This window comes from Spirochaetota bacterium (genome assembly GCA_038043445.1).
Classification (GTDB): domain Bacteria; phylum Spirochaetota; class Brachyspiria; order Brachyspirales; family JACRPF01; genus JBBTBY01.
Window position 1 is genome coordinate 1 of sequence record JBBTBY010000062.1, and the last position, 20,748, is coordinate 20,748.

Below are 20,748 nucleotides of genomic sequence, written 5' to 3' on the forward strand. Positions count from 1 at the left end.
GTCGGGGGGGCCCCCCCCCCCCCCCGTGCGTCGTCCGCACTTTTTGCCGCGATCTTCTCCGTTTGCCGCGCATTGTCGTAATTCTGCCGAATGGTGGCCGCCATCTCCTCGAGCGAGGAGGATACCTCTTCAATGGAAGATGACATTTCATTCATCGAGGATGAGACCTGCTCCACGCCGGCAGCCTGCTCCGCCGCTCCCTGGGAAAGCGTGTTCGCGGAGTCGGAGAGCTGCTCGCTCCCTGCGCTCACGGTCGCGGCGACGCCCTTGATGTCCTCGACGATGCGGGAGAGTTCCCCGGACATCGAACGTGTCGTGCGTGCAAGCTCTCCTATCTCGTCCTGCATCGAGAGATACTTCTCGTTGAGCGCGAGCGTATCCCCGGCGGATGTCAGATCGCCATCGCGAACCTGACCGAGCGCCTTCGTCATGGTGCCGAGCGGTATGAGCATGTTCCGAACAAGAAGACCTGCAGCGGCGGTCGCAAGTATGCTCACCATGAGCATGATGATCACGAGCCTTCTGACCAGATCGATGCCGGTCTTGTTCATCGCGGACTCACGTATCTGAAAGCCGACACGCCAGCCCCATTTCTCGAACGTGCCGAACGTTATCCAGTAGCGCGTGCCTTTGCTCTCATAGACGCCGCTGCCGTTCGGCTTCGTCCCGGCGAACGCGAGGAATTCCATATTGTTGCCGGCAGTGTTCTCGCCGCGGCGCACATCGGGATGCATAAGAAGGTCGCCGTTCGCATCGACAATGATGGGGTATTCGGAAAGTGCATCCGCTTTTTTTTCACCGTAATAGATCTGCTCGAACCGCTGCAGCAGATTGTTCTGGAACGCTGACGCATAATCCTCATACATCCCGGTCGCGGCCAACTCAGTGTCCTTCTTCGCAAGCTCCTCGGTCATGAAGCGTACTTTTGCCCCGAATTCCTTCGCCAGTACCGATCTGAACGATCCGGTAACAAGGATGAACGTCAGCACCGACACGGTGATGATGAGGGCGATGAACGACACGGCGACGGCCGCGATGATGCGCCATGCTACTGATGATCTTCTTCGGATCATATACATACTCCCTAAGGTTCAATACTTCTTGAATTCCCCGTCCTCGTCATCACCCGGATTCGTCATGTCGATCGTTACGCCTTTCTTGGCGGAGGCGTCAAACGGTTTCGCATGCTGTGCCTCCGGCTTTTTCGATCCATGAGCGCTGCCGCCCTGCGCATCGGTTTTCGTATGCGCGGGTGTGACATGTGCGGTAAGATGAGCGACAGGTTTCTTCACATTATCCGTGAGCGTTCTCTGCTGATGCTGCCAGGCGAGCATACGCTTCGATTCCGCCTCGTCGCCTATCTTGAAAAAGCCGATGGCGTCCTGCATCTGCACCGACTGCGATGAAAGCTCTTCGGCCGTCGATGCGACCTCTTCGGAGCTCGATGCGTTCTGCTGTACGACGCCGTTCAACTGCTGTACGGCGCTGTTGACCTGCTGCACGACGCCGTTTATCTGCTGCACGGCATTATTTATCTGCCCGGCCCCGTTGTTCTGTTCCGAACTTGCCGCGCTTATCTCGGCCACAAGCTCCGATGTCTTCTGTATGTCCGGTACGAGCTTATTGAGCATTTCGCCCGCCTTTTCTGCGACGCCCACGCTTTTCTTCGAGAGTTCGCCTATCTCACCGGCCGCGCGCTGACTTCTGTCCGCTAGTTTCTGCACCTCGCTCGCGACAACGGCGAATCCCTTGCCGTGTTCGCCCGCGCGTGCCGCTTCTATCGATGCATTGAGCGAGAGGAGATTCGTCTGCCGCGCAATTTCCTGTATGATGGTCACCTTGTCCGCTATCTCTTTCATCGCCTTGACTGTTTCGCTTACCGCGGCCCCGCCGTCCCTGGCGTCATTCGCGCTTTTTACGGCTATCTTTTCGGTCTGGCTTGCATTGTCGAAGTTCTGCTTTATCGTCGCCGTCATTTCCTCAAGCGATGATGACACTTCCTCTATGGAAGATGATACTTCCTCGACCGAAGACGATACCTGCTCCACGCTCGCCGCCTGTTCGCTTGCGCCCTGAGAGAGCTCTTCGCTCGACGTGCTCATCTGCTCGCTGCCCGCGGCGACGTTCGCTGCGGAATTTTTCACCGTCTCGACAACTTCATGCAGTTTGTTGAGCATGGCGGAGAGCGCATTGGCGAGCGTTCCGATCTCGTCCTTCATGTCCAGGAACTTTTTTTCGACCGTGATGGTAAGATCGCCTTTGGCTACCGTTCCCGCAATGTTCACCGCTGCGTTCAGCGGAATGGTTATCCCGCGTGTGATGAACGTTGCTATTAGTGCGGCGATGACGGCCCCAAGAAGCAGGACCACGATAGTGATGATGATGATATTCATTATCGATCCATCGAATACCTTGTCCGCCTCTTTCTGCTCATTACCGAGCGATTCGGCGATCTTTTCAAGCGGGGTCTGATATTCGTCAATGAGCGTATCCATTTCATCGTCAAGCGAACGCACCAGTCTCATGTCCCCGTCGATAACGGCCTGAAGGATCTTTTTCTCGTATAACGTGATTATCTCGGTAAGCTTCCTGTCGGACTCTTTCTGCCAGTTTCGTTCCGCGTCCGTATCGACAATCTCACCGATCTTTGTGATGTCGCCTAACGCCTCTGTCTTGACGACGTTCCAAAGCTTCTCCGATTCCTTGAAGTCCTTGTTGATTATCGTATCCGCTATGACGCGGTACAATTCAGCGCCCATGGCGGCAGCTTCCTGGGCGATAAGCGCGTCACTCGCACGCTGAGCACCCTCATCCTGCATGCCTTGCAGCGATCTGAGCTGTATGAGATTGTAGCCCCCATATACAAGCGTTATGATCACTACTGCGGCAAACCCTGCAGCAAGTTTTTTACCGATAGTTATTCTCATTGTATTTCTCCGTTTTTTTTCACTCGTTCTGTCCTCTTATCGACGATCATCTGCTTTCCGCCGTTCTCTCCCCCTTGTCGCTTCTCATTGTTTCTGCACGAAAGCGCATTTGTCTGCTTATGATCGCGTTCGCGTCGAGTATCAATGCAATGGAGCCGTCGCCGAGTATCGTGGCGCCGGAGACCTCCCCGACGCCCTTGAATGCCCGCCCCAGGGATTTTATCACCGTCTGATGCTGGCCGAGCACATCATCGACCACGAGCCCCACGCGTTCACCGTTGTGATGCGTTATCACCATGCGCTCGACCGCGGTGCGTTCGCTTTCCACCTTGAACATGTCGCGGAGGCGTATGTACGGGATGATGTCCCCGCGAATGTTGATGACATCGCTCCCGTTGCCGGTGGAGAGTATCTCCTCGGTAAGATCGACGCATTCATCCGCATTGGAGAGATTGAGCACATAGAAATCCGTGCCGATGCGCGCAAGGAGCCCGTCCACGATGGCGAGCGTGAGGGGGATGCGGAGAAGCATCTTTGTCCCGCTTGTCGATGATTCTATTTCCACGCTCCCGCGCAGTTTTTCCACATTGCGTTTGACCACATCCATGCCTACCCCGCGGCCGCTTACATTCGTCGTCTTTTCTGCGGTGGAGAACCCCGGGAGGAAAATGAGTTCCTGTATCTCCCGGCCGGAAAGCTCGGCGCCCTCCTTGACAATGCCGCGCTCTATCGCTTTCGTGAGAATACGCTGGCGATTGAGCCCTGCGCCGTCGTCGGCAACGGTGATGACGACATGCGCGCCCTGGTGCTCGGCGGAAAGCGTTATCGTTCCCTTGGGGGCTTTCCCGAGGGCAGTGCGCAACTCCTGCGGCTCAATACCGTGATCGATGGAATTGCGTATGATATGCATGAGCGGGTCTTTGAGCGATTCTATGACCGTTTTATCGAGTTCGGTTTCCGTGCCGAACATGGCGAGCTCGACCTCCTTGCCGAGCTCATGGGAGAGGTCGCGCACCGGGCGTATGAAGCCTTTGAAGAGCTCATCGATGGGGACCATGCGCATGACCATCGATGTGTCGCGGAGGTCGACGATGACGCGCTCGAACGATTCCGCCATGGATATGAGGTCGAGGTCATCGCGACTGAGCGCCGTCTGCCCGAGCTGCGCCTGGAGCGTGACGAGTTCGCCCACGAGGTTCATGAGGTGGTCCAATTTCTCGCTGCGTACGCGTATCGTCGCGCGGGCCATCTCCGATCTCCGTTCCTCGCGCATTTTCCGCACATGGGCCTGTTCCGCCGCCGCCGCTTCCACCTGATGCGCCTCGGCGATGCCTTCCTCAACGGCGCGTTCGCCGAGTTTCTTGTGTTCGGCGAGAAGATCCGCTAATTCCTCGCGGGTGATGTCGCCGCGCTCGATGAGGATGTCGCCGATGCGCTTGTAGTCACCGTCGTCAAAACTTCCTTCCTCATCGATGCATTCGATCTTTATCTCGCTGCCGTTCTCGACGAAGATGAATATATCGCGTACGGCGTTCTCGTCTTTACTCGTCGTAAGGATGATGTTCCAGGAAGTGTAGCATTTTTCCGGATCGATCTCGTCGAGCGGCACCGAACCGGGAACGGCTGAGATGAACGCGCTGCCGGCCGCACGCAGCTCATTGAAGAGCGGGATGAGATTGACGCCGCGGAGGAATATATCCTGTGCCGGTTTGAACCGTATACGGTACGTGCGCAGAGCAGCGGCGGGGGCTTTTTTCTCGATGACCGGTGCCGCCGCTTTCATCGGGAGGAATTTCGCTATCTGCGATGTGAGGCGCGCGGTCGCATCCTCGGTCACCGACGTTTCGTCGGCAAGGAGCGCGCGTATATGGTCGGATGCGGCGAGGGTAATGTCGATGATCTCCTTCGATACGGCGAGCGTTCCCTTGCGTACGAGGTCGAAGAGCGCCTCGAATTCGTGGGCGAAGCCGCTGATACGCGTGAAGCCGAACATGGCGCCCGAGCCTTTGATCGTATGGAGCGAGCGGAAAATACCGTTGATTATCTCCGCATCCGTCGGCGCGCTTTCAAGCGCTACGAGCGAGCGTTCTATCTTCTCGAGAAGCTCGACCGCTTCATCGCGGTAGGTGTCTGCGAATTTCGATGTATCCATCACATTCCCTCATTCACTTACGCATACGTATTACGCCGCCCGATACGCTGGCGCGATGGTCGTTCTGCCTGACGGGAGGCGGTACCCGCAGGTGCGCATAAGCTCCTGTACCGATGCGCTCAATGCCGTTATGGTGAGCGATCCGCCCGCCGCGGTCACGCTCAGGCGGAAAGCGTTGATGATCTCGAGGAACGTCGTGTCGGCGTCGGTAACACCGCTCAGGTCGAGTGCGATATGCCGTACGCGCAGATGGGATAGAAATTCTTCGCGCATTCGTTTTGCATCCGCTATGGTCGCCTCGCCCGTAATGGTGAGTAGTATCCCATTTCCGTCATTTCGTACCGATATGGCTTCCATACGTTCCTCCTCGCTACCCCCCCGTTTGCAGGGGGGGCGGTCTTTCGATGATACTGAACAAGGGCATCTCCGAAAGAGGCGATATCTATCCGAGCGTTTTCTTCACCGTTTCCTTCAATTTCTCCGGCGTGAACGGCTTCACTATCCACGCGGTGGCTCCTGCAGCCTTCCCCTCGTCCTGCTTCGACTGCTCGGACTCCGTCGTAAGCACGATGATCGGTACGAATTTCACGGCATCATTCCCCCGAATGGACTTGATGAGCTCGATCCCGTTCATCTCCGGCATGTTGATGTCGGTGATGATGAGCGCGCTCCCGTCGAGCTTTCCGAGCGCCGCTTTCCCGTTGTCCGCCTCGATCACCTCGTATCCGTCCTCGGAGAGCGTAAAGCTCACCATCTGCCGCATCGAGGGTGAATCGTCGACGATAAGAACTTTTTTCCCCATTGTCCTGCCTCCTTGTCTCTCGATACGTCATCCGCCCGCGGTGAGCGTACGACGCATTATCTCCTTTTCGGATTCCATCGTGTAGAAACCGGCAAGCCACGATTCGAGCTCTTTCGTACGCGCCACCTCGCCGGAGTAGCCCATGTCGCCTACCGTCCCGAGGAGCCCCTTGAGCTCGGCGCCGAACGCCGATAACGGTTCGATCACATGCTCCACGCGCTGTCGAATGATATCGTGCTGCTGCATGGCGATGACCACCGCATCGGTGTCCTTCGCGAGCGATTCCGTCTCGCGGCGCATATCGGCAAGCTCCGCCCGCACGAAACCTATCGTTTCATTGATGCGCGCAAGCGTCGCGTCGAACGTCGCCTCCGCCGAATCGGTGTCCTTCGATGATTTCTGTACACCGTTCAATACTTCGCGGTACGCATTCTCGGAAGCGGATGTCATTTCGCCGATGATGGCGCGCACATCGCTCACGGCATGTTCGGAAAGCGTGGAGAGTTTCCGGACCTCATGTGCAACGACGGCAAAGCCCTTGCCGCTCGCCCCCGCACGTGCGGCCTCGATGCCGGCGTTTATCGCGAGCACGTTCGTCCGGTCGGCGATATCGCTTATGCTCCCGATGATGTCCTTCACATGAGTGGCTTTCTCCGCGATGACATCGAGCGAGGAGAGGCTTTTTTTCGTGAGCAGCGTGTTCTCGCGGAAATTGGCAGTGAGCGAGGCGAGCACGGTCTTTATCTCGTCGAGGACGGAGGCGTCATTGTCTCCGGTCAGGCGATTGAACACGGCTGACGACCGTTGTGCCTGCGTGCGTGCACGTGAACTGATATTGATGAAGCGTTCGGAGAGCATCGTCGCCGTCGACTCGATGTCCTTGCGCACGGCGGTGAGCTGGCTCATGAGCACGTCGATGCCGCGTGTCTTATCGGTGAGCGTTCCGGACAGCGGTGTCAGGAACGATGACATGCTTCCCATGCACTCTTCGTGGGTGCCGAGGAGGTCGCGGTATCGCGTTGATATCTCATGCATGCGCTGGTCGTGGAGGGTGATAAGCCCTTCGGCGTGTTTTTCCGCTGCGGCGAGGGCTATGTCCCGCGCATGAATGGCGTCCTGCATTCGTGCGGCAGCGCGTTCGCTCTTCATTTCACGAAGGACGACATGTATGAGGAACAATACCGCGAACAGTACGACGAGCGCGATGCGTATGCGGACATCGGGAACGACAGCGGCAAGTGCAGCCGCTGCGGCGAGGAGCATGGCAAGAACGGTCGATGAACCTCGGTTCATTGTTCCCCCTTGAGCGCCGGTTCCTGTACCGTCGTGTCCCGTACGATGGCGAGGAAACATTCGGAGCATACTTCGCCGTATGCGTCAGTGTAATCGGTAACGCGATAGGTCTTGAGCGTCAGCCTTCGGCATTTGTCACATACTTTTAATTCCATAATATCCCGCCTCTATATAGGAATCGAACATTATCTGGCCGTGCGTTTTCCGCCGCGCGCCCTCGGATGCCGCTGCGGTTATATGAAGAAGGCACGATGCGCACACTATCTTGAAGCGTTTCGTATAGGGTGAAACGGCGAAGAGAGGCTTCTCTATCTTGCCGCATCGGTCGCAATGATATGTTTTCATGACTCCCTCCCTGCGGCGATCATGCCGCTTCGATCTTTTTCAGACAATCAAGAAGCTGGCGTATGTCCATGGCCGGTTTGCTGAAGAACGCGTACGCCCGCGACCGCATCGCCTCGGTGAACGTATCGCTGTCGCCGTATGAGGTGAGGATTATCACCACGGCATTGGGGTTGAACGTCTGTATCTCTTTCAGGAACGTGATGCCGTCCATCTGAGGCATTTTCACATCGACGATGACCGCATCAAAGTCGCCTTTCTTGTAGAGTTCCAGCGCCTTGATGGGGTTCGTTTCACCGATGCAATAGTACCCCACGGATTCCAAAGCCCCGCCCACATCGTCGATGACGTATTTGTTGTCGTCGACCAACAGGATCTTCAGCATGTTCGACTCTCCTTCAGCAGTTTCGTGTTGTTTTAATTCGGTAGTCATGGTTATCTTTGTGCAAACCACGTACCAAAGAAATGCGGCTTGAATACCGCCTATTCATGCGAAATTCATGGCATTTACGTAATACTCTAGCGATCATGTAACAAATATGTGATACATTTATGTCACACTGTAACAAAATTGGATAATACGCCCGTAGTCAGAGACATATATTTTGCTGTTCTGGATATTTCCCTGTGGGCATGTCCATGCGTATATTGAGTGCGACAAATACAAGGAGTTCCCCATGATAAAAGACGTTCCCCTCGGCGTACAGAGCTATTGCTTCAGGAATTTCAAGAATAATGATGAAGTAGCCGGCATGGTGAAAGAGATCGGCCTTGCCGCCATCGAAGTATGCGCGGTGCATGCGGATTTCAAGAACCCGTCGGTATTCCAAGGCGTCATCGATTCCTATAAGAAGAAAGGTGTTGCTATACTTACGACCGGTGTGAACGGCATTTCCGGGAATGAGGCGGAAGACAGGAAGATGTTCGATTTCCTCAAGATGTGCGGTGCCAAATACATGAGCGTGAATTTCGGGCTCGATAATCTCGATCAAGCGCTTGCGTCTGCGGAAAAGCTCGCGGAAGAGTACAATGTCCATCTCGGCATTCATATACACGGCGGAAAACATTGGCTCTCGAACACACCGGCGCTCAAATGGCTTTTCAAAAAAACGTCGCCGCGCATCGGTCTTAATCTCGATACTGCCTGGGCGCTCGATGCCGGCGAGGACCCCGTGAAGATGATACAGGAATTCAAGGACCGATTATACATCCTTCATCTCAAGGACTTCACGTTCGACCGCGCCCGGAAACATACCGACGTCGTCGTCGGCACCGGCAATATCGATCTTGATGCGGTCAATAAAGCGATAACCGATATCGGTTTCAACGGTGTTGCGGTCATTGAATACGAAGGCGATGCGGCGAATCCGGTACCGGCGCTCAAGGGTTGTACGGAAGCGATCGTCTCGAAGATTCCGTTCAGGAAATAAGGGGTCTTAAAACACCCGTTTTTTTTCGGCTATCCTCGGGTGTCTGAAAAGTAAATTTTCGTTCATTGAGCGGAGTCGTGCGCTCAGCGTTCTTTTGAGTGGAGTTGACCACTCTCACGCATCTCCTTCGGGAGCGGGCGAATATCCTTTACGATACCGAACCATGAGAGGAACACGAGCAGGTAATACGTGACATCGATCTCCCACCAATAGAATCCCGCGCGGGCGGTTATCGCATAATGGTGATGATTGTTGTGCCAGCCCTCGCCAAGGGTGAGTATCGCCATGAGCACATTATTGCGGCTGGTGTTAGGCATGTCATACCGGCTGCTGCCGAACATATGGTCGATGGAATTTATCGAGAATGTCGCGTGACTGCACATGACCGTTGATACGAAGAACCCCCAGATAAGGAGCTGCATGCCGTTGGTGCCGAGAGCCGGGGAGACGTGATGCAGGATATGTCCGGTGAGGAATACAGCGATAGCGGTGATGAACGGGATGACGAGGGCGAATTTATCGATGAATACGATCTCCGGGAATTTCAGCCAGTCCTTGAGGTATTCAATGCGTGTGCGCTTGTTCTCATAGGAGAGTATCCAGATGATATGGCTGTGGAGAAAACCGCGTATCTTCGGGGAATGGACGTCCTCCGGCGTATCCGCATGGATGTGGTGGTGGCGGTGTATCGCTGCCCACCATAAGGGACCCTTCTGCATGGCGGAGCAGCCCAGAAAAGCAAAGAGGAACGAGAAAAACCGGTTCGCTTTGAACGCACGGTGGGAGAAGTAGCGGTGATAAAATGCGGTTATCCCGAACATCCGGATGAAATAGAACGCGGTGGCGAAGATTATGGCGAACGGACTGGTGCCTACCCAAAGAATGCCGAAGCACATGAGGTGGAATACGATAAAAGGAACACTCGCGACCCAGTCTATCCCTTTTCTCTCCGGGACATCGGCAAGCACCGAGTAGTCGGAGCCGAACCACTGCGTTATCGTTGATGCGATCTTACTGAAAAGTTTCCGCATAGGATATCACCGCTTGATGATTGTTGAGCATACTATATAAAATTTTACAAAAATTGGCAAGTGCCGCGATATTTGACAATGCCCCCTTCGCTGGTATAATCGACACGTGCTTGTTCGGGAGGTCCCATGAAGTCATATGTACTGCTTTTCATCGCCGTTATCGCGGTCGCTTCTGCGCAGACGCGACCGGGGCGTACCAATGTGCGCGGGAAATTCCAGACGAATACATCCGCCGCCAGGACGGAAAAGCCGTCAGCACCCGCAATGACGGCATATTGGGCGTTCGATGAAGGCCGCGGCATGAAGATACGCGATATGTCCGGCAATAAGAATGAAGCCGAGATCATGTACGTCGATGACTTCAACCCCTGGCGCGAGGGGCGTTCGAACCAGGGGCTCTTTCTCAACGGCGGGAAAGCATATGTCGATGCCGGCACGAGCGACAGCTATCACATTACCGATGCGATAAGCATTACCGCGTGGGTGATGCTCGAGGGGATCCCGGATGCGGTGAATGAGCCGGCCATTGTGAGCAAATGGGATAAGAGCGCGGATAAATGCGCGTGGTTCCTCGGCACAGAAGCCGGGTATATTGCCGCGGGTGTCTGTGCTACCGGTACCAATGCCGATGCATTGACAACGAGAATGTCCATGCGCGTCGGCGAACGCATCCTGAATAAATGGATGCATTGCGCAATGACATTCGACGGTACGACGCTTCTCCTGTATCTGAACGGCAGGGCCTTCGGTACGAATACGTACAGTGAGAAGAAAGAGCTGTTCTACGATGAGACCACGAGCGTTTTTATCGGGCGTTCGCACGGGGACATACTGGAAGGTCGGCAGGGGAACGCGGACGGAACGCGTTGTCTTCGCGGCGTCATCGATGAGGTGCGTATCTATCCGCGCGCGTTGAGCGCTCAGGAGATAGGTGCCATGGTATTGCCGTTCGCCTCGGAACTGAAGGCCGGCGGGAAGAAATAGGCCCGGGCGTCAAAGCGCGTACGATTTTCCCGGTTCGGCTATCGTAATGCTCTGGTATCCGGCGGAGGCCATCCTGTCGCGGAGTTTCGTGAGCGACTCATCTTCACCGTGTACGAGGAATATCCCTTTGAGCCGCGAGCGGTCGAACGTGCCGATATGTGCGAGCGTTTCCTGATAGTCCGCGTGCGCCGAGAATGCGTTCATGTTCTTCAGCCGCGCACGCACCGTGTACTCCTCACCGAATATCCGTATCGTCGATTCCTTGTCGGCGAGCCGCCGCCCGAGCGTGTTCTGTGCCATGAAGCCGACGATGAGCACGGTCGATCGCTCGTTGCCGATATTATTGGCAAGGTGATGCAGTATGCGGCCCGATTCGCACATGCCGCTCGATGAGATTATCACCGCGGGGCGTTTTACCGTGTTGAGCGCTTTCGATTCCTCCACGGACGAGATGTACTTGAGCTGTGCGAAACCGAACGGGTTCTCATGATTGTCGGTGAACCGCTTTTTTGTCTCATCATCGTAGCATTCGGGGTGGCGTCTGAACACCGCGGTGACGTTCGTGCTCATGGGGCTGTCCACATAAATGGGAAGATCGCGCGGAAGCCGTCCTTCGTCCATAAGTCGGTGGAAGAGATAGATGACCTCCTGCGTCCTGCCGATGGCGAACGCGGGTATGATTATCTTGCCGCCGCGATCATACGTTTCCCTGACAACGGCGGCTACTTCATCCTCGGCGGTGCGCATGTCATCGTGCAGGCGGTTGCCGTACGTCGATTCGCAGACGAAGTGATCGATGTCGGACGGGAATGTCGGGTCGCGCAGTATCGGCATGTTCTTCCTGCCGAGATCGCCGCTCAATCCGATGCGCATGCCCTCGCCCTCGATGACGATGCCCGCCGAGCCGAGTATATGACCTGCATCGTGGAATGTCGCGAATATTCCCGGGAGTATCTCCGTTCTTTTTGAATAGGATATGTTCCGGAACCTGTCCACAACGGGCGGGATATCGCCTTCCGTGTAAAGCGGTTCAATGTCCGGCGGCGGCAGCCCTTTTTTCGCGGCTTTTTTCCTGAGATAGCTTATGTCCGATTCCTGTATGCGGGCGCTGTCCGCCATGACGATGCCGGCGATCTCCGCAGTCGGTGAAGTGGCGAATATCGGCCCCGCAAAGCCGCCTTTGACGAGCAATGGATAGATGCCGCAATGATCGAGATGGCCGTGCGTGAGTATCGCGCAGTCAATGGACTTCGGGTCGAACATGAGCGTTCTGTTCTTCGCGTCGGCTTCCTTCCGCTTGCCCTGGCATAATCCGCAGTCGATGAGGATGTTCTTCCCGCCGATGGAAACGAGATGTTTCGATCCGGTGACCTCGCGCGCAGCGCCGTAGGATGTGAATGAAGGCATGCAATTCCCCCTTAATGGATAATGATGCTATGCCGCTTGTATCGGTATTTCCTTCGATGTCTGCACTATCTCAGCAAGAATACTTCCCGGTTCGGGGGATTCATAATCGCCCTTGCATATCACATATGGTTCAATATTGACATCGATCGTATGTGCAAGGTACATGAGTCGAGACATGATGGGGATGCGGTTCTCGATCTTGGAAGCAGCAATGACCACGCCGACGTCAATATCGCTGTCCCTGCGCGGGTTGCCTTTCGCATAGGAGCCAAAAAGGAATAATTTTACAATAGGATATTCTGCCCGGGCTTTTTCATAAAATAATGAAAGGTCTTTTCGTATCCGATTCAGATCTTCATCCGCAACCATGAAAAGAGCTCCTCAGCGTGTTTTAAAATTTCATCGGCTACATCTTTCGTCAGCCGCGCTTCGACAGCGTCGATCTCCTCGGTGTAACGAGATTCTAAATAATAGCTGGTAAGTTCTTCGATAAAGATGGTATTCGGCGGCGATTCAATACCGGCTTCATGGATAAGCTTTGCCAGGTTATGTGTATATGGCGGGGTGTTTTTTTTGTTTTTCACATGGATCGCTTTCAGCGCTTTTTCAACGGCTTGTTGGCAGGTGAATGCGACGTATAGGTAACGGCCCTCTTTCAGCATCGACCGGGCGGTCGTAAGGTCATATTCAGCGAGGCGCAGCCAGTTCTGAATTATCCGTTCACTCATGGAATGATTATATCACACTGCGTGATAATCTCCAGTGAGCGATCGATGCTCGATTGATATCCGTCCAGGATATGTGTTTTCATCGCTTCCCGCGCATTCGTTTGGATGCGAGCTCCATCTGCTTGACGAACTTGTCGAATTCTTCCTTCTCAGGCATTTTTTTCGGTGCAGTCTTCTGTGGCATCGTTTTTTTTTCATGATGCATGAATGAGGTGAACAGGTGTTTGGCGGAGGTGAGGGGCGAGGTTGGCGGCTGTTGCAGAGGACGCGTGTCTTTTTCAGGCGTCTCCGGCACTACATCCACGATAGCAGGAGGACGACCATGCTCATGGCGGCCCGGGTCCGCAGCGGGAATATGAACTTTGCTGAATGCCGTTGTCAGTTCCATGACCCCTGAGATCATTGCGGAGAATTCCGGTTCTCTAAGAAGATCGGTGAGCGATGATTCATTGCTTTTCAGGAATTCGATGAAGCGTACGCGGTTTGCCGGAATGAGAGAGTGATAGTATTTTTCCAGGGATGATATGCAGTAATCGTAACGGAATTCCTCGCCGAGTGCGGCCTGTGGCATCCCCTCTGCGACGGCGGTGCGGACGAGATGCGAGACCTTGTCTTCCGGGAGCGTTCCGGCGTCTGTCCGCAATTCTTCGAGCATGCGTTCCCTGCTCTTATCTATCGCCTCCGGCGCGCCGAGGCGTATATGCGTGAAATCGGCCATCGCATCATCCTCGTCATCGGGTACGATGCGGTAATAGTCGAATGTGCCCTGTGCGATGATGACGGTGTAATCCGGCTCTATGAAGCCGACAAGGCGCAGCTCCGTGACGCGGAACGAATTGTCATGGCGAATGACGACCTTTCTATATTGGTTCGAATATTCCCGGATATTGTTGCCGTTCGCGTAGTCGAGCACTGAGTTGACGCTTACCTCAATGAACGGATGCTGTACCGACACCGTGTCCATGTCAGCGTTTTCCGTGTCCCCATGAAAGTACGTCCTCGAACCCGTGCCCCTCGGCAAGCCCCTGGAAATTGATGATGATACGGTGCCTGAGCACTGCGGGAAGTACCGCGTCTATCTCTTTTTTCGTAACGGCGTCGCGTCCGTTGACAGCGGCGAACGCTTTCGCAGCGATGACAAGGTGCTGGCTTGCGCGCGGCCCCGGACCGTAAGAAACGAAGGACTTTACCTTCGGATGTTCCGCGGTCTCCGGGCGCAGTCCGCGTACGAGTGATACCGCGTATTCGGCGACGCTCTGGCTTACCGGCATTTCCGCTGCCGCTTCCTGAAAGCGCAGTATCGCCTTCGCATCGGTCACTGCCGATATTGTTGCAAGCTTGCCGAAGGCGTCGCTTTTCGCAATGGTCACCTCATCGGCCAGTGCGGGGTAGGTGAGCTTGACATAGAAGAGGAAGCGATCGAGCTGCGCCTCGGGGAGGGGATAGGTCCCTTCATGTTCGATGGGGTTCTGGGTGGCCATGACGAGGAACGGCGAAGGGATATCATGCGTTTTACCGTAGCTCGTGACCTGCTTCTCCTGCATCGCCTCGAGGAGGGCCGACTGCGTCTTCGGCGGCGTGCGATTTATCTCATCGGCGAGGAGCACATTGGTGAACACCGGCCCTTTGATGAAGCGCATCTCGCGATGACCGTGCGCCTCATCGAGCATTTCGCTCCCGGTTATATCCATTGGCAGGAGATCGGGTGTGAACTGTACGCGCGAATAGAGAAGCCCGGCGGCGCGGGCGACGGCCTGCACAAGAAGTGTCTTTCCGAGACCGGGGACTCCCTCGAGCAGAATGTGACCGCCGGCGATAAGCGATGTGAGCACGAGTTCCACCGTCGTCTCCTGGCCGACAACGGCTTTTGCGATCTCTTTCTTCAGAGCATCCGATACGCGGCAGAGGCGCGTCAATGCTTCGATGATGCCGCCCCGTGCCATGGGAGGTGCTACTTCGGTCCGGGGATGGGGAGCGCGTTGGTGAGAGCGTTCGACATGGGTAATGCCGTCGGTGCATCCGTTGCCGATGTGCCGCCCTTCTCAAGGAGCTTTTCCGCCGCGCTCTTCTGCGAGCTTATCAGGAACGAGATGACAAGCGCTCCGATAATGAATATCGTTGCGAGTATGGCGGTGATGCGCGAGAGAATATCCCCGCGGCGTCCGCCGAGCACGTTCGCCTGCGCCGAGGCGAAAAGGCCTTCCGCCTTGCCGCCCTGCACGAGGACGAGCAGTATGAGGAGCGCGGAGACGATAGCGTACACGATCTCAAGAAACAGTATCAATGCGTCCATGATGGTTACCCTTCATTCCATGATTTATTTGATCAGGCTGTGCCCGGTCATTTCTTTCGGTTTTCCTACGCCGAGGAGCGAGAGCATTGTCGGGGCGATGTCGGCAAGTCCGCCCCCGTCGCGCAGTGCGTACTTTTTTTTGTTCGATGCAAGGATGAACGGCACGGGATTCGTCGAATGCTGCGTCGATACCGATCCGTCCTCCATGAGCATCTCGTCGGAATTGCCGTGATCGGCGCTTAAGAGCACCTCGCCGCCCGCGGCCAGGAATGCGGTAACTACTTTCTTCACACTTACATCGACGGCTTCCACCGCTTTTACGGCGGCATCCATGGAGCCGGTGTGCCCGACCATGTCGCAGTTGGCGAAATTCATGATGATGACGTCGTAGGTGCCCTTTTCAATGATGGACACGGTTCTATCGGCGACTTCACCGGCGCTCATTTCAGGTTTCATATCATAGGTCGCGACTTTCGGCGACGGTATGAGCACGCGCTCCTCGAGCGGGAACGGCTCTTCCACCTGTCCGTTGAAGAAGAACGTGACATGCGCATATTTTTCCGTCTCCGCGATGCGCAGTTCTTTTATCGTATTATCGGCGAGCACCTGTGCGAGGATATTGGTCATAGGCTCGGGCGCATAGGCTACCGGCAGGGGGAGTTTTTCGTCATACTGCGTGAGGCAGACGTAATGCACCTTCGCCGTTCGTTTTCTGGCAAAGCCGTCGAGATCGGCGGCGGTTATCGCCTTTGTCATCTCGCGCGCACGGTCGGGCCGGAAGTTGAAGAAGATGACCGTGTCATTGTCATTGATAACGGCAACGGGCTTGCCGTCCTTCATTACCACCGACGGCAGACAGAATTCATCGTCCTTTCCCGCAGCGTAGGAGGTTTCCACCGCTTCCACGGCGCTTTTCACGGCGACGCCCTCACCGAGGAGATACGCGTTATACGCCTTCTCGACGCGTTCCCATCGATTGTCGCGGTCCATGCCGTAGTATCGCCCGCTTACCGTTGCGATCGCGCCGACGCCGATGGAAGCCATCGCGGATTCTACTTCTTTCAAGTAACCGACAGCCGACCGCGGGGGAACATCGCGTCCGTCGAGATTCGCATGAACAAAGACCTTGCGTACGCCGCTTTTTTTCGCCAATTGCAGGAAGGCCTTGATGTGGTCCATGTGGCTGTGTACGCCGCCGTCCGACACAAGCCCGATGAGATGGAGAGCGCTCTCGTTCTTAATCGCATTGGCAATGCCGGCAAGAAGCACTTTGTTCGTGAAAAAATCCCCGTCACGTATCGATTTTGAGACGCGTGTAAAGCTCTGATAAACGATGCGGCCGGCGCCAATATTGAGATGTCCCACTTCGCTGTTGCCCATCTGCCCTTCCGGGAGCCCGACCGCCTCGCCCGCGGACGCAAGCGATGTCTGTGCATGGTCCCTGAACAATGAATCGAGGAACGGCGTCCTGGCAGCGCGTATTGCATTACCCTCGACGCGGGATGAAAGCGCATATCCGTCCAATATAATGAGGGCTACGCGATTGGGCACACGATCTCCTTAAGGATGAAGGCGAATCAAAAGTGCCGGTATTATATCGCAGAACGCGTTGATGTCAAGGAAAAATCGCATACGTTTTCCTGATTTTTATTGACTTTTCCGAACGCATGCGGTACAATCCGGGCCACGTTCTGCGATGCGCCGGGATCGGCGATCATCATGCAACGGACAATACAACGCAAGGAGATACTCTCATGGTCAAGTTCAAGGATCTCGGCCTCGTCAATTCACGCGACTTGTTCGCCAAGGCGGTCAAGGGCGGCTATGCCATCCCCGCGTATAATTTCAACAATATGGAACAGATCCAGGCTATCGTTCAGGCATGTGCGGAAACGCAGTCGCCGGTGATACTGCAGGTATCGTCGGGCGCGCGCAAGTACGCCAATCAGACGATGCTCCGTTATATGGCACAGGGCGCTGTAGAATATGCGAAGGAACTGACCGCCGGAAAGGGAGTTCCCATCGTGCTCCACCTCGATCACGGCGATACGTTCGAGCTTTGCAAGAGCTGCATCGAATACGGATTCTCATCGGTCATGATAGACGGTTCGCATCACGCCTATGAAAAGAACGTCGAACTTACCAAGCAGGTCGTCGAATATGCGCACAAGCATGACGTAACGGTGGAAGGCGAGCTCGGCGTACTTGCCGGCGTCGAGGATGAAGTGTCCGCCGAAAAACATACCTATACGCAGCCTGAGGAAGTCGAGGATTTCGTCAAGAAGACCGGCGTCGATTCGCTCGCGATATCCATCGGTACGAGCCACGGCGCATATAAGTTCAAACCGGGTCAGAAGGCGGAGATACGCCTCGACATACTTGCGAAGATAGAGAAAATGATACCGGGTTTCCCCATCGTACTGCACGGCTCTTCATCGGTGCCGCAGGACCTCGTCAAGGTCATCAATCAGTACGGCGGAAAAATGCCCGATGCTATCGGCATTCCCGAAGAGCAGCTCCGCGCGGCAGCGAAGTCGGCGGTGTGCAAGATAAACATCGACTCCGACGGCCGCATCGCAATGACGGCAGCCATCCGCAAGGTGTTCGCCGAAAAGCCGGATGAATTCGATCCGCGCAAATATCTCGGACCCGCACGCGACGCGCTGAAAGAGCTTTACAAGCACAAGAACACCAATGTGCTCGGAAGTGCAGGAAAGGCGTAATAGGAATAACCCCTAACCCTGCCATCTGACAGTTTTCGTTATAACAAAATTGGCTTGGCTCCCCTTTCCCCTTTTGGAGGGGTTGGGGGATGGGGGTTCATTGTACCGAGATTGAATGTTTTTTATTTGACGATTGGAATGATAGGCAGAGTTTAATTTATTGTTCGGTGGAATAATTGTGAATATTGCCCGGTGATCCACCAGAGTGCCATGTATACCGTTACAGCGCCATGCAGGATGGAAATAAAGATCAGCACAACACGCCGTTCGACGATTTGCTCTCGGCGTATTCCATAGACGGTGTATGCGAGCAACGGTATTCCTGCCCAGCCGAATATCGGGAAAACGAACAACGTAATTACGAATAGGATACGAAAGCATTGGGCTATAAAATCCGCGATTGTTCGAATGCTGCTGTACTCCGGCCAGTGAGCGATAGCGGGAGTGCCAATAGCGTACACTATGACCACGGATAAGAACGGGATAGCCGCTTTTATGGAATATCGATAGTATCCATTGCTGATTACACTCCGGATATGCTTTGATGCAGTTGCCAGCTGGGTAAAACCCCTATTGGGCTTCTTTATTGGAATTGCAGGCATTTCACGCACAATATCGATAAGGCTCTTAACGACCGGAGCTGTACTCGATGTGTTCTTTTGAGCACGCTCGCGATTATTCATAATGTGTCCACATCCGAATGATCTTTACGGTCTTTTCTTTTTCGTACACCTGATACACAAGACGGTGCTGAATGTTTATCCTTCGCGAATATGCGCCTTTCAGGTCCCCGAGCAATCGTTCGTATGGCGGCGGATTTTGGAACGGAGCATGTGCGATGATATCAAGCAGTTTCAGTATCTTGCCCTTCATTCCGCCTGACGAAGCTTTTTTCGCGTCCCTCTGCGCCTGCGTGGTGTATACGATCCGGTACATTACCAATCCAGTTTTTTAAGACACTCGTCGAGCGGCGCTTTTAATCCGCGTTTGATCGATCCGCGCATGCCGGGTATCGAAAGAAGGCACATCGTCTCTTCAATGGCGCTCCAATCCGTCTCGGATACAAGTACGGCTGAGCCGTTTTTGCCCGTAATATGTAACGGTTCATGCGATTCATTCACATCTTCGATCGCTTTGTAAAGATTTTTTCTTGCGCGGGTCACCGATATCGTTCCCATAGTATTCCTCACGTACGCTATTGCGTACGTCTAATATACTTGCATAATGCAACCCCGTCAACAGCGGCAAGGAGCCGGATATTGTGCTCCCTCGGCGTTTTTCTCTGTGGTTCGTTTTTTCTTATGCGATGACTATTTCTATCAGCGGTAGTTCACGAATTGCAGAGGAATGGGGTAATCCTTTCCCTTCACGAACGCGATGGCCTTTTGCAGATCGTCCTTGCTCGGCCCTGAGACGCGAAGCTGTTCACCCTGTATCGATGCCTGTACCTTGAGCTTCAAATCGCGTATGTCGGCGGCTATCTTTTTCGCGAGTTCCATTTCAATGCCCGAGATGACCGTATTCACCTCGCGTACTGCCCCGCCGCTGGCCGCTTCGGTGCTTTTCACCGAGAGCGCCTTCGGGCTAATGCCGCGCTTGACGAATTTCTGAAAGAGAATGTCCTTTACCATGCGCAGCTGGAAGTCCGCCGGGGCTGTTACCGTTACGGTCTTGGCCGTCTTGTCGAGCGACACCTCTATGGCAAGGTCCTTGAGGTCATAGCGCGTCTTTATCTCCCGCACTGCCGTGTTCACCGCGTCGTCCGCAGCCTGCATATCCGTCTGCGAAACGATATCGAAACTCGAATTGCCCGCCATGGCGTTCCCCCGTGCTATTTCTTCAGATAGAACTCAACGCGGCGATTGCGTGCGCGGTGTTCCTCAAGGACGGGGTCATCCGCTTTTTCCTCGAAGAGCGGACGCTGCTTGCCGACGCCTTCCGCGGTGAAGCGCTTGCGTTCGAGCCCGCGTTCCACGAGATAGGAGAGCACGCTCGATGCGCGCTTGAGCGAAAGTTCATTGTTGTATTTGTCCGGACCGACCATGTCGGTATGGCCTTCGATCTTGACCGCGTGCTGCTTGAATTTATTGAGCACCTGCGCAAGACGCGTCAGTATCGGTTCGTATTTCGCTTTGACATCGGCGCTGTTGTAATCGAACTGTATGGAGCTTATGCGTATCTTGTATCCGTACGGCGTACGTATGACAAGTATGTCCACCTTGAACAGTTCCGGCTTTGTGGTGATGGTGTTGCCGAGCTTGTCCTTCGCCGTCACGACGATGGCGTAGTCGGAAGCGGATTCGACGAGGTATTTATCGTCCTTCGAGCCCGCCGGCGCTTCATCGCCGTAGCCGTCCCAGGTTATGAGCTCGCGATACGCGTTCTTCCCTTTCCATGTCTTGAACGCATTGGTGCCGAGCTTGTCATCGACCAACGGGAGAACGGATATCTTCCAGTCTTCCACACCCGATGTGTCATCGATGTCGGTGCCGACAAAGAGCGTATCGTTGTCGCCGTCGCCGTCGGGCGAGAATATCGGCGGGTGTATGGTCGTGCGTATTGCGGGGCCTATGCTGTCAACGGTGAGCGGCGTTTCGGAGATAATCTCATTGCCGTGCGAGAACACCGCGGTGAAC

At 54.9% G+C, this 20,748-nt stretch carries 24 protein-coding genes; 3 read left to right on the top strand and 21 right to left on the bottom strand.

Annotated features, from left to right (window positions below; translation table 11 throughout):
- From AABZ39_09095 to AABZ39_09135, 9 genes are all read right to left on the bottom strand, one after another.
- Positions 1 to 1,073: hypothetical protein (locus AABZ39_09095; protein ID MEK6794920.1), on the bottom strand; the 1,073-nt coding region annotated here is incomplete at its 3' end.
- An 18-nt stretch (positions 1,074 to 1,091) separates the two neighbouring features.
- Positions 1,092 to 2,927 carry a methyl-accepting chemotaxis protein gene (locus AABZ39_09100; GenBank protein ID MEK6794921.1) on the bottom strand — a complete coding sequence of 612 codons (1,836 nt, stop codon included), beginning with the start codon at positions 2,925 to 2,927 and terminating at the stop codon, positions 1,092 to 1,094.
- Between the two features lie 46 nt (positions 2,928 to 2,973).
- Positions 2,974 to 5,079 carry a chemotaxis protein CheA gene (locus AABZ39_09105; GenBank protein ID MEK6794922.1) on the bottom strand — a complete coding sequence of 702 codons (2,106 nt, stop codon included), beginning with the start codon at positions 5,077 to 5,079 and terminating at the stop codon, positions 2,974 to 2,976.
- A gap of 30 nt (positions 5,080 to 5,109) precedes the next feature.
- Positions 5,110 to 5,436: an STAS domain-containing protein gene (locus tag AABZ39_09110; GenBank protein MEK6794923.1), complete on the bottom strand. Its 327-nt coding sequence runs from the start codon at positions 5,434 to 5,436 to the stop codon at positions 5,110 to 5,112.
- An 85-nt stretch (positions 5,437 to 5,521) separates the two neighbouring features.
- The gene (locus AABZ39_09115) at positions 5,522 to 5,881 is read right to left on the bottom strand and encodes a response regulator (protein ID MEK6794924.1); all 360 of its coding nucleotides are present in this window, start codon (positions 5,879 to 5,881) and stop codon (positions 5,522 to 5,524) included.
- 27 nt (positions 5,882 to 5,908) lie between these two features.
- Positions 5,909 to 7,174, bottom strand: coding sequence for a methyl-accepting chemotaxis protein (locus AABZ39_09120; protein MEK6794925.1), 1,266 nt, complete (start codon positions 7,172 to 7,174; stop codon positions 5,909 to 5,911).
- Positions 7,171 to 7,329 carry a hypothetical protein gene (locus AABZ39_09125; GenBank protein MEK6794926.1) on the bottom strand — a complete coding sequence of 53 codons (159 nt, stop codon included), beginning with the start codon at positions 7,327 to 7,329 and terminating at the stop codon, positions 7,171 to 7,173. The genes AABZ39_09120 and AABZ39_09125 overlap by 4 nt, the downstream gene beginning before the upstream one ends.
- Positions 7,310 to 7,519 carry a hypothetical protein gene (locus AABZ39_09130; protein ID MEK6794927.1) on the bottom strand — a complete coding sequence of 70 codons (210 nt, stop codon included), beginning with the start codon at positions 7,517 to 7,519 and terminating at the stop codon, positions 7,310 to 7,312. Before AABZ39_09130 ends, AABZ39_09125 begins: the two co-directional genes overlap by 20 nt.
- 19 nt (positions 7,520 to 7,538) lie before the next feature.
- A complete protein-coding gene (locus AABZ39_09135) occupies positions 7,539 to 7,901 on the bottom strand; it encodes a response regulator (protein ID MEK6794928.1) in 363 nt (120 codons plus the stop codon).
- Positions 7,902 to 8,193: 292 nt separating this feature from the next.
- Between AABZ39_09135 and AABZ39_09140 the strand changes: the two genes are divergently transcribed.
- Positions 8,194 to 8,946, top strand: a complete 753-nt coding sequence (locus AABZ39_09140; GenBank protein ID MEK6794929.1) for a sugar phosphate isomerase/epimerase — start codon at positions 8,194 to 8,196, stop codon at positions 8,944 to 8,946.
- A gap of 83 nt (positions 8,947 to 9,029) precedes the next feature.
- On the opposite strand, the gene AABZ39_09145 is transcribed toward AABZ39_09140, so the two are convergent.
- On the bottom strand, positions 9,030 to 9,977 hold the full coding sequence (locus AABZ39_09145) for an acyl-CoA desaturase (protein MEK6794930.1): 948 nt from the start codon (positions 9,975 to 9,977) through the stop codon (positions 9,030 to 9,032).
- A 126-nt stretch (positions 9,978 to 10,103) separates the two neighbouring features.
- Here AABZ39_09145 and AABZ39_09150 point away from each other — a divergent pair, with 126 nt between their 5' ends.
- Positions 10,104 to 10,961, top strand: coding sequence for a LamG domain-containing protein (locus AABZ39_09150; GenBank protein ID MEK6794931.1), 858 nt, complete (start codon positions 10,104 to 10,106; stop codon positions 10,959 to 10,961).
- Between the two features lie 9 nt (positions 10,962 to 10,970).
- On the opposite strand, the gene AABZ39_09155 is transcribed toward AABZ39_09150, so the two are convergent.
- From AABZ39_09155 to gpmI, 7 genes are all read right to left on the bottom strand, one after another.
- Positions 10,971 to 12,368, bottom strand: coding sequence for an MBL fold metallo-hydrolase (locus tag AABZ39_09155; protein MEK6794932.1), 1,398 nt, complete (start codon positions 12,366 to 12,368; stop codon positions 10,971 to 10,973).
- 27 nt (positions 12,369 to 12,395) lie between these two features.
- The gene (locus AABZ39_09160) at positions 12,396 to 12,737 is read right to left on the bottom strand and encodes a nucleotidyltransferase domain-containing protein (GenBank protein ID MEK6794933.1); all 342 of its coding nucleotides are present in this window, start codon (positions 12,735 to 12,737) and stop codon (positions 12,396 to 12,398) included.
- Complete coding sequence (locus AABZ39_09165; protein ID MEK6794934.1) at positions 12,716 to 13,096, bottom strand: HEPN domain-containing protein; 381 nt, start codon at positions 13,094 to 13,096, stop codon at positions 12,716 to 12,718. The genes AABZ39_09160 and AABZ39_09165 overlap by 22 nt, the downstream gene beginning before the upstream one ends.
- A gap of 79 nt (positions 13,097 to 13,175) precedes the next feature.
- Entirely contained in the window at positions 13,176 to 14,060 is an 885-nt protein-coding gene (locus AABZ39_09170) for a hypothetical protein (protein MEK6794935.1), read from the bottom strand.
- A gap of 1 nt (position 14,061) precedes the next feature.
- Complete coding sequence (locus tag AABZ39_09175; GenBank protein ID MEK6794936.1) at positions 14,062 to 15,039, bottom strand: MoxR family ATPase; 978 nt, start codon at positions 15,037 to 15,039, stop codon at positions 14,062 to 14,064.
- A gap of 8 nt (positions 15,040 to 15,047) precedes the next feature.
- A complete protein-coding gene (gene secG / locus AABZ39_09180; protein MEK6794937.1) occupies positions 15,048 to 15,389 on the bottom strand; it encodes a preprotein translocase subunit SecG in 342 nt (113 codons plus the stop codon).
- A gap of 24 nt (positions 15,390 to 15,413) precedes the next feature.
- Complete coding sequence (gene gpmI, locus AABZ39_09185; protein ID MEK6794938.1) at positions 15,414 to 16,940, bottom strand: 2,3-bisphosphoglycerate-independent phosphoglycerate mutase; 1,527 nt, start codon at positions 16,938 to 16,940, stop codon at positions 15,414 to 15,416.
- Between the two features lie 203 nt (positions 16,941 to 17,143).
- Here gpmI and AABZ39_09190 point away from each other — a divergent pair, with 203 nt between their 5' ends.
- Positions 17,144 to 18,112 (top strand): class II fructose-bisphosphate aldolase, encoded by a 969-nt coding sequence (locus AABZ39_09190; protein MEK6794939.1) that lies wholly within the window; start codon positions 17,144 to 17,146, stop codon positions 18,110 to 18,112.
- A 675-nt stretch (positions 18,113 to 18,787) separates the two neighbouring features.
- Here the strand turns inward: AABZ39_09190 and AABZ39_09195 are convergent.
- The 4 genes from AABZ39_09195 to AABZ39_09210 form a co-directional block, all read right to left on the bottom strand.
- Positions 18,788 to 19,048, bottom strand: a complete 261-nt coding sequence (locus AABZ39_09195) for a Txe/YoeB family addiction module toxin (GenBank protein MEK6794940.1) — start codon at positions 19,046 to 19,048, stop codon at positions 18,788 to 18,790.
- Positions 19,048 to 19,290, bottom strand: coding sequence for a type II toxin-antitoxin system Phd/YefM family antitoxin (locus AABZ39_09200; GenBank protein ID MEK6794941.1), 243 nt, complete (start codon positions 19,288 to 19,290; stop codon positions 19,048 to 19,050). The genes AABZ39_09195 and AABZ39_09200 overlap by 1 nt, the downstream gene beginning before the upstream one ends.
- 141 nt (positions 19,291 to 19,431) lie before the next feature.
- Positions 19,432 to 19,929, bottom strand: coding sequence for a YajQ family cyclic di-GMP-binding protein (locus AABZ39_09205; GenBank protein ID MEK6794942.1), 498 nt, complete (start codon positions 19,927 to 19,929; stop codon positions 19,432 to 19,434).
- Positions 19,930 to 19,943: 14 nt separating this feature from the next.
- Positions 19,944 to 20,748: OmpA family protein (locus AABZ39_09210; protein ID MEK6794943.1), on the bottom strand; the 805-nt coding region annotated here is incomplete at its 5' end.